The organism is Stutzerimonas sp. VN223-3 (genome assembly GCF_045999685.1).
In the GTDB taxonomy this organism is placed as follows: Bacteria; Pseudomonadota; Gammaproteobacteria; order Pseudomonadales; family Pseudomonadaceae; genus Stutzerimonas; species Stutzerimonas stutzeri_AR.
Genome location: NZ_RBEC01000003.1, coordinates 551,298 through 564,103, shown reverse-complemented (window position 1 = coordinate 564,103; position 12,806 = coordinate 551,298). Strand labels below are relative to the sequence as shown.

9 protein-coding genes are annotated in these 12,806 nt (G+C 62.0%); 4 read left to right on the top strand and 5 right to left on the bottom strand.

The genetic code is table 11. From position 1 onward, the window contains the following. Positions 1–451: 451 nt before the first annotated feature. From D7241_RS18505 to D7241_RS18495, 3 genes are all read left to right on the top strand, one after another. On the top strand, positions 452–2,068 hold the full coding sequence (locus D7241_RS18505; protein WP_408102753.1) for a class I adenylate-forming enzyme family protein: 1,617 nt from the start codon (positions 452–454) through the stop codon (positions 2,066–2,068). 350 nt (positions 2,069–2,418) lie between these two features. Beyond that, the gene (locus tag D7241_RS18500) at positions 2,419–2,871 is read left to right on the top strand and encodes a PA2169 family four-helix-bundle protein (RefSeq protein WP_255981556.1); all 453 of its coding nucleotides are present in this window, start codon (positions 2,419–2,421) and stop codon (positions 2,869–2,871) included. A gap of 314 nt (positions 2,872–3,185) precedes the next feature. Beyond that, positions 3,186–4,106 carry an AraC family transcriptional regulator N-terminal domain-containing protein gene (locus D7241_RS18495; RefSeq protein WP_408102752.1) on the top strand — a complete coding sequence of 307 codons (921 nt, stop codon included), beginning with the start codon at positions 3,186–3,188 and terminating at the stop codon, positions 4,104–4,106. 3 nt (positions 4,107–4,109) lie between these two features. On the opposite strand, the gene D7241_RS18490 is transcribed toward D7241_RS18495, so the two are convergent. The 5 genes from D7241_RS18490 to D7241_RS18470 form a co-directional block, all read right to left on the bottom strand. Next, positions 4,110–4,568, bottom strand: a complete 459-nt coding sequence (locus tag D7241_RS18490) for a carboxymuconolactone decarboxylase family protein (protein WP_408102751.1) — start codon at positions 4,566–4,568, stop codon at positions 4,110–4,112. Between the two features lie 10 nt (positions 4,569–4,578). Continuing rightward, a complete protein-coding gene (locus tag D7241_RS18485; RefSeq protein ID WP_408102750.1) occupies positions 4,579–5,316 on the bottom strand; it encodes an SDR family oxidoreductase in 738 nt (245 codons plus the stop codon). Positions 5,317–5,506: 190 nt separating this feature from the next. Further along, complete coding sequence (locus D7241_RS18480; protein WP_408102962.1) at positions 5,507–6,961, bottom strand: sialate O-acetylesterase; 1,455 nt, start codon at positions 6,959–6,961, stop codon at positions 5,507–5,509. 224 nt (positions 6,962–7,185) lie between these two features. Continuing rightward, the gene (locus D7241_RS18475) at positions 7,186–8,895 is read right to left on the bottom strand and encodes a response regulator (RefSeq protein WP_408102749.1); all 1,710 of its coding nucleotides are present in this window, start codon (positions 8,893–8,895) and stop codon (positions 7,186–7,188) included. Then, a complete protein-coding gene (locus D7241_RS18470) occupies positions 8,882–10,405 on the bottom strand; it encodes an ATPase domain-containing protein (RefSeq protein WP_408102748.1) in 1,524 nt (507 codons plus the stop codon). Before D7241_RS18470 ends, D7241_RS18475 begins: the two co-directional genes overlap by 14 nt. Before the next feature lie 414 nt (positions 10,406–10,819). Between D7241_RS18470 and D7241_RS18465 the strand changes: the two genes are divergently transcribed. Then, positions 10,820–12,757, top strand: a complete 1,938-nt coding sequence (locus tag D7241_RS18465; protein ID WP_408102747.1) for a DNA topoisomerase III — start codon at positions 10,820–10,822, stop codon at positions 12,755–12,757. Positions 12,758–12,806: the final 49 nt, after the last annotated feature.

Below are 12,806 nucleotides of genomic sequence, written 5' to 3'. Positions count from 1 at the left end.
ACAGGGTTGTGTGTGCTCCTGCCGATTCGGCAGACATTCTTGGGACAATCGCGAGCAGGAAACGGTTGGCCACACTTTGCGTTAGCGTGGCAAAAAAGCGGCTCACCTGAAGCCAGCTCCTGCTCCAGTTCCTGTTTCGTCGCGTCGTGATCCTGATGCCCACCACGCCGCTCTTACCATTGGGCGAACACTGCGTCGCCGGAATTGACGCAGGTTAATGCCTGTGCAAAAGTCGATACTTGGTAGTAAAACGAAATGTTATTTCGCATTGCGAAACAGTGTGGGAAAGATCGAAATTCGTCATTACCGCTATAAGAACGACAACAGGGTCAGGAAGAATTGCCATGCGTACCAGCCATCACACGGGCGTGCCCGCTTTTAGCAGGCCGTCGCCTGCCCGCCAGAAATTCCCGTCCTTGCCGGGTCGATTACACCAGAGCGAGGTGTGCTGATGGCTCTGTCACAATCGATGACCGCGCCGGACGAAATGATCAATGGCCGCTGGGCCAGCGAGCTGATCGCCGAGCTGCCGCAGCGCCTGAGCACAGGGGTACTGGAACGTGCCGATCGCACGCCCGGACTTCAGGCGCTGGTTGATGGCGAGGTGCGCTGGAGCTATGCCGAGCTGGCCGAAGAAGTTCGCGCTGCAACGGTCTGGCTGAAGGCGCTTGGGGTGCGTCCGGGCGATCGTCTGATGAGCGTCGGTGAAAATTGCCGCGCGTTGGTGGTGCTCTTGCTCGCCGCGAGCGAACTCGACGCCTGGTTGGCCATTGTCAACGCGCGACTGTCAGGCGCTGAGGTGGACGCAATCCGCGAGAACTGCGAGCCACGGCGAGTTTTCTATACCACCGGCGTATCCCCGGAAGCCCGTGAGCATGGCCAGCGCCACGCAGCCGAGCATTTCGCACATCCTCGGCTTGGTGAGCTGATGATCGGCGCGCTTGCGGAGGCCGAGTCCGAACCGGTGTACGCCAGCGGTGCCGAGCAGGTTGCGGCGATGATCTACACCTCGGGCACCACCGGTACGCCCAAGGGCGTGATGCTGACCCACCGTGGCATTCTCTATATCGCCTCGATCTCCGGCGGTATGCGTCGTCTCACTGAGGGCCAGCGCGTCTACGGTGTGCTGCCGATGTCGCATATTTTCGGCCTGGCTTCGGTATGCATGGGTTCCCTATACAACGGTGCCTGTCTGTATCCGGTGCCGCGTTTCGAGCCGGCAGCGTTGTTGCAGGCGCTGGGTGAGGAGCGCATCACCGTGTTGCAGGGTGTGCCGGCCATGTATGCACGACTGCTCGAATACCTAAAGCAGCAGAATCTGACGCTGCAGGCACCAGCGCTGATCTACATGTCCGCCGGCGGCTCGCCATTGGATGGTGAGACCAAGCGGCGCGTCGAGGCCTGCTTCGGCATGACGCTGCACAACGGCTACGGCCTTACCGAGGCCAGCCCGACCATCAGCCAGACGCGTATTGAAGACCGCCACACCAGCACCACCGTCGGTCGCGTGCTGCCGATGCTCGAGTACCGCCTCGAACCGCTGCAGAGCGCTGACGTCGATGCACCGGAAACCGGTGAGCTATGGATTCGCGGCCCTAACGTCATGCGTGGCTATTTCCGCCAGCCGGAGGCGACTCGTGCCTGTCTGGATGAGGACGGCTGGCTGAACACGGGCGACATCGCCCGCGTCGACGAGCGCGGCGAGTTGTTCATCGTCGGTCGCAGCAAGGAATTGATCATTCGCTCGGGCTTCAATATTTACCCACCGGATGTCGAGGCAGTGCTCAACTCGCATCCGCAGGTCACGTTGTCGGCGGTGGTCGGCCGACAGATTCCCGGCAATGAGGAGGTAGTCGCCTTCGTCCAGTGTGCCGCGGGTGCCGACCTGAGCGAGGCCGGGCTACTGAGCTTCGCTGCCGAGCGGTTGGCGCCCTACAAGCGGCCCTGCCAGGTCGTGATGGTCGAAGTGTTGCCTGCGACCGCCACCGGAAAGATCCTCAAGGGACAGTTGCGCCAGCGCGCCCAGACCATGCCCAGCCCATCGGCGACGCGCAGCTCGGCTGGCTGAACGCAACCGGTAACGACAAGCGCCCCGACTGGTTCGGGGCGCTTTTTTCGTTGCGGGGATTAGCGTGAGAGGCGAGTCGCCGCATCATTCGCTTCGACAAACAATGCGACGGCCGCTTTCGATCAGACCGAGGGCGCCGGGGTTGGCGCAGTACCACACCAAAGATAAGAAAACCGATGACCAGCCCCGCGAACGCCTGCCAACCTGCACCCGTTTCGGCCTTCCTTTTCGTCGTGTGGCTCCTATTCCATCGGGCAGCCCACCTGAACCTTTATCGAAGCGGGGCAGTCGACTGAGCAGGTTGGCCGTGCTGTTTCCGGCCGTTTAGCAAGCTCCAGGAGGAATGCTCAATGGATACCAAAGACACCATCTCCGTACTCAACGACCTCATCGAAACCAGCAAGGACGGCGAGAAAGGCTTCCTTGAGTGCGCCGAAGACTTGAAGAGCCCGAACCTCAAAACCACCATGACCCAGCGTGCCCATGACTGCGCTACGGCGGCCGCCGAGCTGCAGCAACTGGTGCGTACTCTGGGTGGCGATCCGGAAACCACCACCAGCACCGCGGGCGATATGCACCGCCGCTGGGTCGATCTCAAGTCGATGATCACCGGCAAGAGCGACGAAGCGATCCTCAACGAGTGCGAGCGCGGCGAAGACGTCGCCTTGAAGAGTTATCGCAAGGCATTGGAAAAAGACCTGCCGGTCGATGTGCGCAGCGTGGTCGAACGCCAGCTCCAGGGCGTGCAGCGTAATCACGACCAGGTCAAGGCGCTGCGTGACGCCGAGCGCGCCCGGAGCTGATTGCTCAATGCTTCAAGAAGCGTCGGCGGACGCCGTAATAATGTTGTTCGCCTAGGACGAACGCCGCACTGGGTGCGGCGTTTTTTCTGCCCTAAGCGAACCCGCTGCCCGTAGGAGCGAGCTTGCTCGCGAACCCAGGCCACGCAGAGCTTCGCGAGCGTGCTCGCTCCTAAAGGCAGGGCCGTCACGCCGTCTAAACACCTTAGGTGAACAGCATTACGGCGGACGCCAGCGTTTTTTATTGGGAAAGAGAACAGGCGGCGTGAAATGTCGAGAGCAGCTAAGCTGTTCCTTCGTTTCAAGGAGCCCGCCTCATGAACACATTCGTAACTCCTTCGGCGGATGAAACCAGCACGCAGCGCGCTGAACTGGCGCAGCTGGTGGAGCGTTTCGTCAGTGAAGATGGCATGCACCCGACCGCCATCGATCCCTTGTATCTGATCCGCTGCGCGGAGCCGGGCGAGAAGACTTGGGTCGTACACAAGCCGGCGCTGTGCATCATCGTGCAGGGCGGCAAGGAAGTGCGGTTGGCCGACGAACTTTATAGCTATGACCCGCTGCACTACCTGGTGGTCTCGGTCACGTTGCCGGTGGCAGGTTGCGTGGTTCGCGCCTCGTCGCAAGAGCCCTATATATGCATTCGCCTGGACATCGATCCATCGCTGATAGCCGAGCTGATCAGCGAAGCCGATCCGTTCGCCGAGCTGGAAGAGTTGCCCCAACGCGGCCTGTACCTGGACCGCATCGATGCGCCGCTGCTGGATGCCACCCTGCGTCTGGTGCGCTTGTTGGACAAACCCAAGGACATTCCGGTACTGGCACCGCTGGCGCTCCGGGAAATCTTCTATCGTCTGCTTTGTGGGCCGCAGGGCCAGCATTTGCAGGAAATCGTCCTGCAGGGCAGTCAGTCGCATCGGGTGACCCGCGCGATCGAGTGGCTCAATCAAAACTATGTCGAGCCGCTGCGCATCGAGGAGCTGGCCCGCCGAGTCAATCTCAGCAGCTCCAGCCTGCATCACCGCTTCAAGGCGCTGACCGCCATGAGCCCGCTGCAATACCAGAAACAGCTCAGGTTGCAGGAGGCTCGGCGGTTGTTGATGGCCGAAGGGTTGGAGGTGTCGGTGGCCGGTTACCGGGTCGGCTACGAAGGCCCCTCGCAATTTAGCCGCGAGTACAGCCGACTGTTCGGCGCGTCCCCAGTCAAGGACATGGCCCGGTTGCGCAGCATCGCCTGAGCCTCATCGCGCTGTCGGCGGGTCCGGCACCTCCCGCAGCGCCTGCGCCGCATCGATGGCGCGCGGAAAGCCTGCGGTAACGGTGGTCAAGTAGATTATTTCCTTCAGCTCATCGAGCGTAACCCCGAGCCGCAGCGCATAGCCGGCATGAATCTTCAGATACGGCAAGTTGCCTTGTGCGGCGAACGCAGCGACGGTGGCCAGCTGGCGGGTTCGGTCGTCTAGTTGCGTTCTGCCCCAGACATCACCCAAGGCGTAGGCGGTAACGCCCTCGGCGAGAAAGGGATAGTCCCGCCGTAAGGCATCGAGTACCGGTTGTCCGGCACCGCCGGAGAGCCGCTCCATCACCTTCATGCCTCGCTCGTGCCGCTCGCTGCCGTCGGCTGCGTAGGAGGCGGCAGTCGACAAGCCGGTGAGCAGCGCCAATCCGGCTACTAGGGTTCTGCTTGCATTGCCATTCATGGGCGTGTCCTCAGTAGGGGCTGGCGGTGGGGCGGACGATCAGCTCGCTGACATCCACATCGGCTGGCTGGTCGACGGCGTAGGCGATGGCACGGGCTATGGCCTCGGCAGGAATGGCGATCTGGCGAAAGTCATGCATGACTGCGCGGGCGCCTGCGTCGGAAATGCTCTCTGCCAGCTCCGATTCGGTCACGCCGGGAGAAATAAGGGTCACACGGATGTCGCCGCCGACCTCCTGACGCAACCCTTCGCTGATGGCGCGCACCGCGTATTTGGTGGCGCAATACACGGCAGCGGTCGGGCTGACTGCATAGGCGCCGATGGAGGCGATGTTGATGAACTGACCGCTGCGCTGACGTTGCATCAGCGGCAGTCCGGCGGCGATGCCGTGGAGCACGCCGCGGATGTTCACATCGATCATCCGGTCCCACTCGTCGACCTTCAGCGCTTCCAACTTCGAAAGCGGCATCACGCCGGCGTTGTTGATGATGACGTCGACGCGGCCGAACTGCTGCTCGGCGAAATCGATGAAGCCCTGCATGTCCGCACGACTCGTGACATCCAGCGCACGGGCCACCGCGCTGCCGCCGTCCCGGTTGATGCCCGCGGCCAGCGCCTCCAGACGCTCCAGGCGCCGCGCCCCCAGAACCACCTGCGCGCCTTGGCTCGCCAGCAGGCGTGCGGTTGCTTCACCGATGCCGCTGCTGGCGCCGGTGATGGCGATGACTTTTCCGTTGATGTTCGACATGTGCAAAACCTCCGGTTGCATTCATGAATGCAGCACCAATGTGCTGTGAGTGAATGCTAGGGAGGCGTGCCGACGGGACGTTAGGCGGATTCTGCCTGGTACTTGCCTGATTCTGGCGGCCCGTATTGTCGTGCTGATGCAACCCAAGTGCTGGCCGTGCGTGGTTACATGACGGCGTGCAGTGATCTCATTAACGCTGCATCTGGTCTGCTTCGCTGGCCGCTATGGCCTCGATCTCGAACGCGATGCTCCAGTTATGCAGCGGGTAGGGCTTGTCCGCCAGCGCGTTGATATTCGCGTCCGGCGGCATGCCTTCGTCCGGCAGGTATTCATAATTTGCGTCGGCCAGGGTTGGATCACTGTCACGCAGCTCGCCGGCGCCGCCGGTCGCATGGCTGGCGTAGCGGATTCGCGGGGTGCCGATCAGGGCGCGTCCGGCCGTCAGACGCACCACTGTACTCGCGGCGAGCTCGACCGCCTCGATCGGCACTTCACCGTGGTCGTCGCTGAGTGTGAAGCCTCGGTCCTCGATCATCTGCGCTTCGTAGCCGAGGTAGGGCTCGTCGAACGCCAGCGGCGGATGCGGTACGTGAAAATCGATGAGGATTTCGCGGCCTTCGACTGTGGCGCCAAGCGGCGACAACGGCACCCAGTTGCGGCGCTCGACTACGACCTGGTGATACACCTTGCCGAGCATCTGACCGAACCAGCGATAACCATTGGCCGAAAGATGCGTGCCTTTGTCGACATAGGGATAAACCGGGCCGGCCAGATACCAGTTGGGCTCTTCCCGGGCCAGTTCCCACTGCGCCATACCGATATCGAGGCTGCCGTCCACGACCGATGATTTAGCGTCGGTCTGGTAGCTGATGAACGCCGGCATGCGCTGCTGTCCGGCGATGGCTTGCGCGGTGTCGGCGTTCAGGTCGTCGCGTAGCTGGTGCATCATCTGCTTGTAGTTTTTCTTATCGTTGATTCCGCCCTGGACCTGCGTGTAGTCGTATTCCCCCTGTAGCCAGACGAACGCACTTAGGCTGTAACTGGCACCTTCGGCGTCCGCAATCTGCTTGGCTTGATCGACAGCCTGCAGCACCCGCCGGTACTCGTTGGTGCCGTCGACCTTGGACAGCTGCGCGATGGAGCGACCGGACGTGGACGCGTTGCTGGCGACGAACAGGTGCTCGGGGTCGGCTTTGATGCCGTGTTTCTCTAGATAGAGCCGGCGCGCCATGTTCAGCGCGCCGACTTCCACTGACTCGCCTTCTTCCTGCGCGTGTTTTTCCAGTTTCGCCACTGCGCGGCTATCGAGAATGACCTTTGGATCGCGTTTGTACTGCACCACAGCTTTTAGCGGCTTGAATGCCGCCTCGCCGACCGGCACGAAGCGATCGCCGCTGAACGTCGCCGAGCGCACCGAGTCGCCCAGCATCAGGTTGTCGTAGCCCGGCTGCTTCGACAGCGCCGGCCAGCCTTCGGCAGCCGATGCCAGGGACTGGCCGTAGGTAATGATGTGGTTGTACTTCGCGGTTGGCGTCGGGGATAGGTGGTTGGGCTTGGCCATCAGCTGCTCGGTGAGGCGCTTGTTCTGTGCATCGCGGGCGGCCAGCGCTTGCTCGTCAGCCAGCAAGGGTAGCGAACAGCCCATCAGCAATACGCCCAGCAGCGCCGCGACTCCTGGATTGGTGGTTGCGGGTCGGGCAAGCGGATAAGAGATATCCCGAGGCGCGGGCATGGTCGATTCCTTCTGGTTGACGCAGACGAATAGCCAAAGCCGCAGCGAAACCGCAGCGGCTCGAACTCGCGTTTCGACGGCCTTGTCTGTGGTTAGTTCGTGAGCGCGGCGAGTCTCATCGGTCTACGGCAGGCGAATTAGAGCGCGGGTAGGCTCGTCAGCTCGGGGCTTTCAGTCGCGGTTTCCATGGCGTTCTTCAATGCCACGGCCAGCTCTTCGAGGCGGTAGGGCTTGGCCAGTACATGCACGCCTTCGGCCTCCGCCGATTTTTTTGCCGCCTCGGCGTAGCCGCTGGTGAGCAGGACAGGTATGCCGAGTTGGCGCGTGCGGATTTCCCGTGCCAGTTCCACACCGTTCATGCCGCCGGGCATCATCACGTCGGAAAAGACCACGTCCACTCGGTGCCCGTTCGCCAGTGCCCTGAGGGCAGCGGCAGCACTGCCGGAATGAGTCACCTGATAGCCGAGGTGCTCGAGCATTTCGCCCACTAGCGCGGCGACTTCTTCGTCGTCATCGACCAGCAGGACGCTACCTGCGGACGCCTCGGGAGATTCGTCAACGCTGGCATCCTCGATAGGCACCTGATCCGGCTGATGTTCCGAGCGAGGCAGCATCATGATCACGCTGGTGCCTCGCCCGCATTCGGTATCGATCCACACCGTGCCGCCGGACTGACGGGCGAAACCGTACACCTGGGCAAGGCCGAGACCGGAGCCTTTGCCAATTTCCTTGGTGGTGAAAAAGGGATCGAAAACCCGGCCACGCACGTCGGCGGGAATGCCGGTGCCCGAATCGATCACCGCCAGACGGACAAAGTCGCCCTGCCGCCCCAGTACATGCTCACTCGGTGCGTTGGTTGCCTGCAGCAGAATCGAACCGCCTTTCGGCATGGCGTCGCGGGCGTTGACCGCCAGGTTGAGTATCACCAGTTCCAGCTCGCCCGGATCGACCTCCACTGGCCATAGATCGGGTGCGAACTTCACCTCCACGTGCACGTCGCCACGCAGGCTGCGGTCAAGCAGTTCGCTCATCTGGCTGATGCGCAAGGCAAGGTCCACCGGCTCGGGTGCCAGCGACTGGCGCCGGGAAAAAGCGAGCAACTGGCGGGTCAGGGCGGCTCCGCGTTGCGCGGCCTGACGCATGCCATCCATCAGTCGCTGGCGACGTTCCGGATCCGCTCGCCGATCGATCATATCGAGGCCGCCGGAGATGACCATCAGCAGGTTATTGAAGTCGTGAGCGATCCCGCCAGTGAGCTGGCCGATGGCCTCGATCTTCTGCGTTTGGCGCAGGGTTTCCTCTATATGGGCGCGTTCAGCCATCTGCGTGCGCAGTTCGACGTTGGTCTTCTCCAGTTCACTGGTGCGCTCCATCACCAGCGCCTCCAGTTCGAGGGATGCCTGTTCGCGTGCCTCGATCAGCGCCCGCACCTCGTACTGGCGATGCCGGCCGCGCAGCGCCGTCTGGATGGCGCTGGTGAGCGTAATGCTCTGCACCGGACGTTCGAGCAGCGAGACGTTGCGCAACGCCGCCACCATGCGTTGACGCCAGGCGGCGACTGCCGGTTGTTGATGTTTGCTGGTCAGCACGACGAACGGGAAATCGGACCAGGTCGGTTGTCGAGCGACCCAGGCTGACAGCGCGTCGAGATCCTGGCCGAAAAGGGCTTCTTCGGCGATGAACACCGCATCGGCATCCGTGCCGGCGCGCTCCAATATTTCGTCGACACTATGACAGACCACCGCGTCCATGCCGCTGCGGCGGAGCAGGGCGGCCGACGCGGGACCGTCCCTGCCGATGGGGGCGTAGACGGCTACTATCGGACTTTCTGGCTCAGGCGTCGTCATGCTCGTCTTTCATGAGGGGAGCGGCATCGCCGGTGTAGACCGGCGTGCCCGAAAATATACCGCTGAACTCCGAAAGCGGTGGCCCGACCTTGATGCCGGAAGCACCAAGCCGGAACTCCCGAATGGTGTTTTCGTGGCGTCCGCTGCGTTTCTTGACCACCGACAACGCGCGACGAACGACGCCAGCATGCTCGAAATAGCGCAGCATGATAACCGCATCACTCAAATAGCTGATATCCACAGGCGTATCCATCGGCCCGACCAGGCCATGCTGAGCCAGAACCATCACACTCATTACACCTTTCTGGCCCAGATAGCTGAGCAACTCATGCATTTGCAATATCAGGAATCGGCCGTCTGGCATCGCATTGAGATAACCGTTGAGACTATCCAGCACCACTAGCTGCGCGCCTTGCACCTCGACGCTATGCCGTACCGCAGCGGTGAATTCGCCGGGTGAAAGTTCGGCGGGATCGATCTGTTGCAGGCGCAAAAGCCCTTTTTCGAGCCAGGGTTCGATATCGAGTCCCAGTGCTCGGCCACGGGCAAGCAGGGTGCCGATGCCTTCGTCAAAGATAAAGAATGCAACCTGCTCGCCACGTCGGCACGCGGCTACTGCGTAACCCAGCGCTAGCGACGATTTGCCAACGCCGGCCGCGCCGATCAGCAGCGCGTTGGTGCCGCGCTCCAGGCCGCCGCCGAGCATCTTGTCCAGCTCCTCATTGCCGCTGGGGGTCAGTTCGCCGGTAAAGGCCGTGTGATGTTCGGCGGCGATCAGCCTCGGATAAATCTCTAGCCCACCCTTCTTGATACTGAAGTCGTGGTAGCCGCCGCGGAACTGGATGCCACGCATCTTGATCACCCGCAGCCGCCGCCGCTCGGCGCCGTAATCGATGGCCAACTGCTCAAGCATCACCACGCCGTGGGAGATCGAATGCAGCTGCAGATCCCCGCTTTCCGAGGTCTGGTCATCGATCAGGATGACCGTGCAGCACCGGGTCGTGAAGAAGTGCTTGAGCGCCAGCACTTGCCGGCGATAGCGCAGCGGGCTCTGCGCCAGCAGGCGCATCTCGGACAGGCTGTCGAATACGACTCGGGTCGGGTTGGTTTCACTGACGCGATCGAACACCTGCTTTGTGGTCTCGCTCAGCTCCATTTCGGCTGGGTGCAGCACCGTCAGTTCAAGCTCGGGGTCGAGGCTTGCCTCGGGTGATACCAGCTCGAACACATCGATACCTTCGAGCGTCCAGCCATGACGCTTGGCGACGAGCTCCAGTTCCTGCTTGGTTTCCGAGAGCGTCACATAGAGAACCCGCTCGCCGTGGCGTACGCCTTCGAGCAGAAATTGCAAGGCGATGGTGGTCTTACCGGAGCCGGGGGTGCCCTCGTAGAGATACATCCGGTTGGGATCTAGACCACCGCCGAGGATGTTATCCAGACCTTCGCTGCCGGTGGAAATACGCGGCGAGTCGTCGTCTGGGTCGAAAGAAACATTAGGGGAATCGGTCATTCCATACTCCTTAACGCGGGCTTCGCAGGAAAGCGCCGCGTTCCTTGTTCCTGCCGCTCCGGCCAAATGTGGACCGATGCAAGACGGAACACGCCCGGGAAAGCCCTGTGGGCTGGTCGGGCTGAAGCCTCTGGATGGATCGCCTGCTGCTTTTTGCAGGCCGAGACGGTGGCGTTCGGCGGCGATGCTCAAGAGGCGCAGTCATCTATTTCGACTCGGCTTTTTCCTGGCCGTTCCGCATAGACGGTTTCGGGGTTGTCTTCGGAGTTGTCGTCGCGAGCGGCTGTTCACGACGCCGAGTCGTTTGCATCGCGAAATCAATGCGTCGAAGCTGTATATCCATACAGATAAAGATTGCTTGATTGGCCGTCACTGCGCATGCTGTGCGCTACCAAACGATCCAGTGATGACGTGATGCGGCTGTTTCTCTGTGAAAAACCTTCCCAGGCCAAGGACATCGCCAAGGTACTCGGCGCGACCCGGCGCGGCGATGGCTGTTGGGTAGGAACTAGCGTGACGGTGACCTGGTGCATCGGTCATTTACTGGAAACTGCACCGCCAGACGCCTATGACACGCGCTACAAGCAGTGGGTACTGGCAGATCTACCCATCGTTCCCGAACGCTGGAAGATGCTGGTCAAGCCAAAGACCGCCAGCCAGTTCAAGGCGGTCAAGCGTTTGCTGGGTGAGGCGCGGGAGCTGATCATCGCCACCGACGCCGATCGCGAAGGCGAAATGATCGCCCGCGAGCTGGTGGAACATTGTCGGTATCGCGGGCCGATTCAGCGCCTGTGGCTGTCGGCACTGGACGATGCTTCTATCCGTAAGGCGCTGGGTATGCTGCGGTCGGGTTCGGAAACCTTCAGCCTCTACCAGTCCGCGCTTGGGCGTTCGCGTGCCGACTGGCTGATCGGCATGAACATGAGCCGTCTGTTCACGCTTCTTGGCCGCCAGTCCGGGTATCAGGGCGTGCTGCCGGTTGGCCGCGTGCAGACGCCGACGCTGCGGTTGGTGGTCGACCGCGATCGCAGCATCGCCGACTTCGTGCCGGTCGCTTTCTGGGCGATCGAGGTGCAGTTGTCGAGCGACGGTACCCAATTCATCGCCCAGTGGCGTGCGCGGGATGATCTTTGCGACGACCAAGGACGCTGCCTCGATCAGAGTGTTGCGCAACAGGCGGCCGATGCCATGCGCGATGACGGCAACGCACGGCTGCATAAGCTCAAGACCGAACGCATGCGCGAGGTGGCGCCGCTGCCCTTCGATCTGGGCACGCTGCAGGAGGTCTGCTCGAAGAAGCTCGGACTTGGGGCCCAGGAAACCCTCGATATCGCCCAAGCGCTCTACGAAACCCACAAGGTCATCACCTATCCGCGCAGCGATTGCGGCTATTTGCCGTTGAGTCAGCATGGAGATGCGCCGGCGATCGTCGCGGCTCTCCGGCATGCCGATCCAGCGTTGGGCGAGCTACAGCAACATCTGGATGCCAGCCGTAAGTCGCGTGCCTGGAATGACGCCAAGGTCAGTGCTCACCATGGCATCATCCCGACTGCCGCGGCCAAGCCACTCGATCGCTTGGTGGGTAATCAGCGCGCGGTCTATACGCTTATACGCGCGCGCTATCTGGCGCAATTTCTGCCCAACCACGAGTATGACCGTACCCAGGCTGACTTCGACTGCGCCGGCCAGGCGCTGCGGGCAGTCGGCAAGCAGATCGTCGAGCCTGGTTGGAAACGCGCGCTGCCGGAAGCGCTCGCTGCAACCCGCCGCGAGATTGCAGTGCCGCAAACCCTGCCGGCGCTTCGCCAAGGGCAGGAGTGCCCCGTAAAGGATCTGATCCTCAAGGACCTCTGGACCCAGCCGCCCAAGCCCTTCAATGAAGGTGATCTGATCAAAGCGATGAAGAACGTCGCCAAGCTGGTGGATGATCCAAAGCTCAAACAGAAGCTCAAGGACACCACTGGCATCGGCACCGAGGCGACCCGCGCCGGCATCATCCAGGGCCTGCTTGATCGTGGCTACCTGACCAAACAGGGTAAGGCATTGGCTGCGACGCCTGCGGCTTTCAGCCTGATCGATGCGGTGCCACGCGCCATCGCCGACCCCGGCACCACGGCGATCTGGGAACAAGCGCTCGACATGGTGCAAAGCGGCGAGATGAGCCTGGAAGAGTTCGTCAGCAAGCAAACGGCCTGGATGAGCAAGCAGATCGAACGCTGCAAGGGCGTGCGCCTGACCATTGATGGCCCGGCACCTGCCGCCCTCGGTGAGCCCTGGAAGAAGCGCAAGGGCGCTGGCCGCAAAGCGGCGCCGCGGACCCGCCGCACCGCGAAATCACCCAGCCCGGCGTAACGTTCGGCTATGCGGCGAACCACGGCTGCAGCAGGTAATAGCAACCGCT

Excerpts from the sequence above, each read along its gene's own strand:
- D7241_RS18505 (WP_408102753.1), top strand. The coding sequence starts at position 452 with ATGGCTCTGTCACAATCGATGACCGCGCCGGACGAAATGATCAATGGC.
- D7241_RS18500 (WP_255981556.1), top strand. The coding sequence starts at position 2,419 with ATGGATACCAAAGACACCATCTCCGTACTCAACGACCTCATCGAAACC.
- D7241_RS18495 (WP_408102752.1), top strand. The coding sequence starts at position 3,186 with ATGAACACATTCGTAACTCCTTCGGCGGATGAAACCAGCACGCAGCGC.
- D7241_RS18490 (WP_408102751.1), bottom strand. The coding sequence starts at position 4,568 with ATGAATGGCAATGCAAGCAGAACCCTAGTAGCCGGATTGGCGCTGCTC.
- D7241_RS18485 (WP_408102750.1), bottom strand. The coding sequence starts at position 5,316 with ATGTCGAACATCAACGGAAAAGTCATCGCCATCACCGGCGCCAGCAGC.
- D7241_RS18480 (WP_408102962.1), bottom strand. The coding sequence starts at position 6,961 with ATGGGCTGTTCGCTACCCTTGCTGGCTGACGAGCAAGCGCTGGCCGCC.
- D7241_RS18475 (WP_408102749.1), bottom strand. The coding sequence starts at position 8,895 with ATGACGACGCCTGAGCCAGAAAGTCCGATAGTAGCCGTCTACGCCCCC.
- D7241_RS18470 (WP_408102748.1), bottom strand. The coding sequence starts at position 10,405 with ATGACCGATTCCCCTAATGTTTCTTTCGACCCAGACGACGACTCGCCG.
- D7241_RS18465 (WP_408102747.1), top strand. The coding sequence starts at position 10,820 with ATGCGGCTGTTTCTCTGTGAAAAACCTTCCCAGGCCAAGGACATCGCC.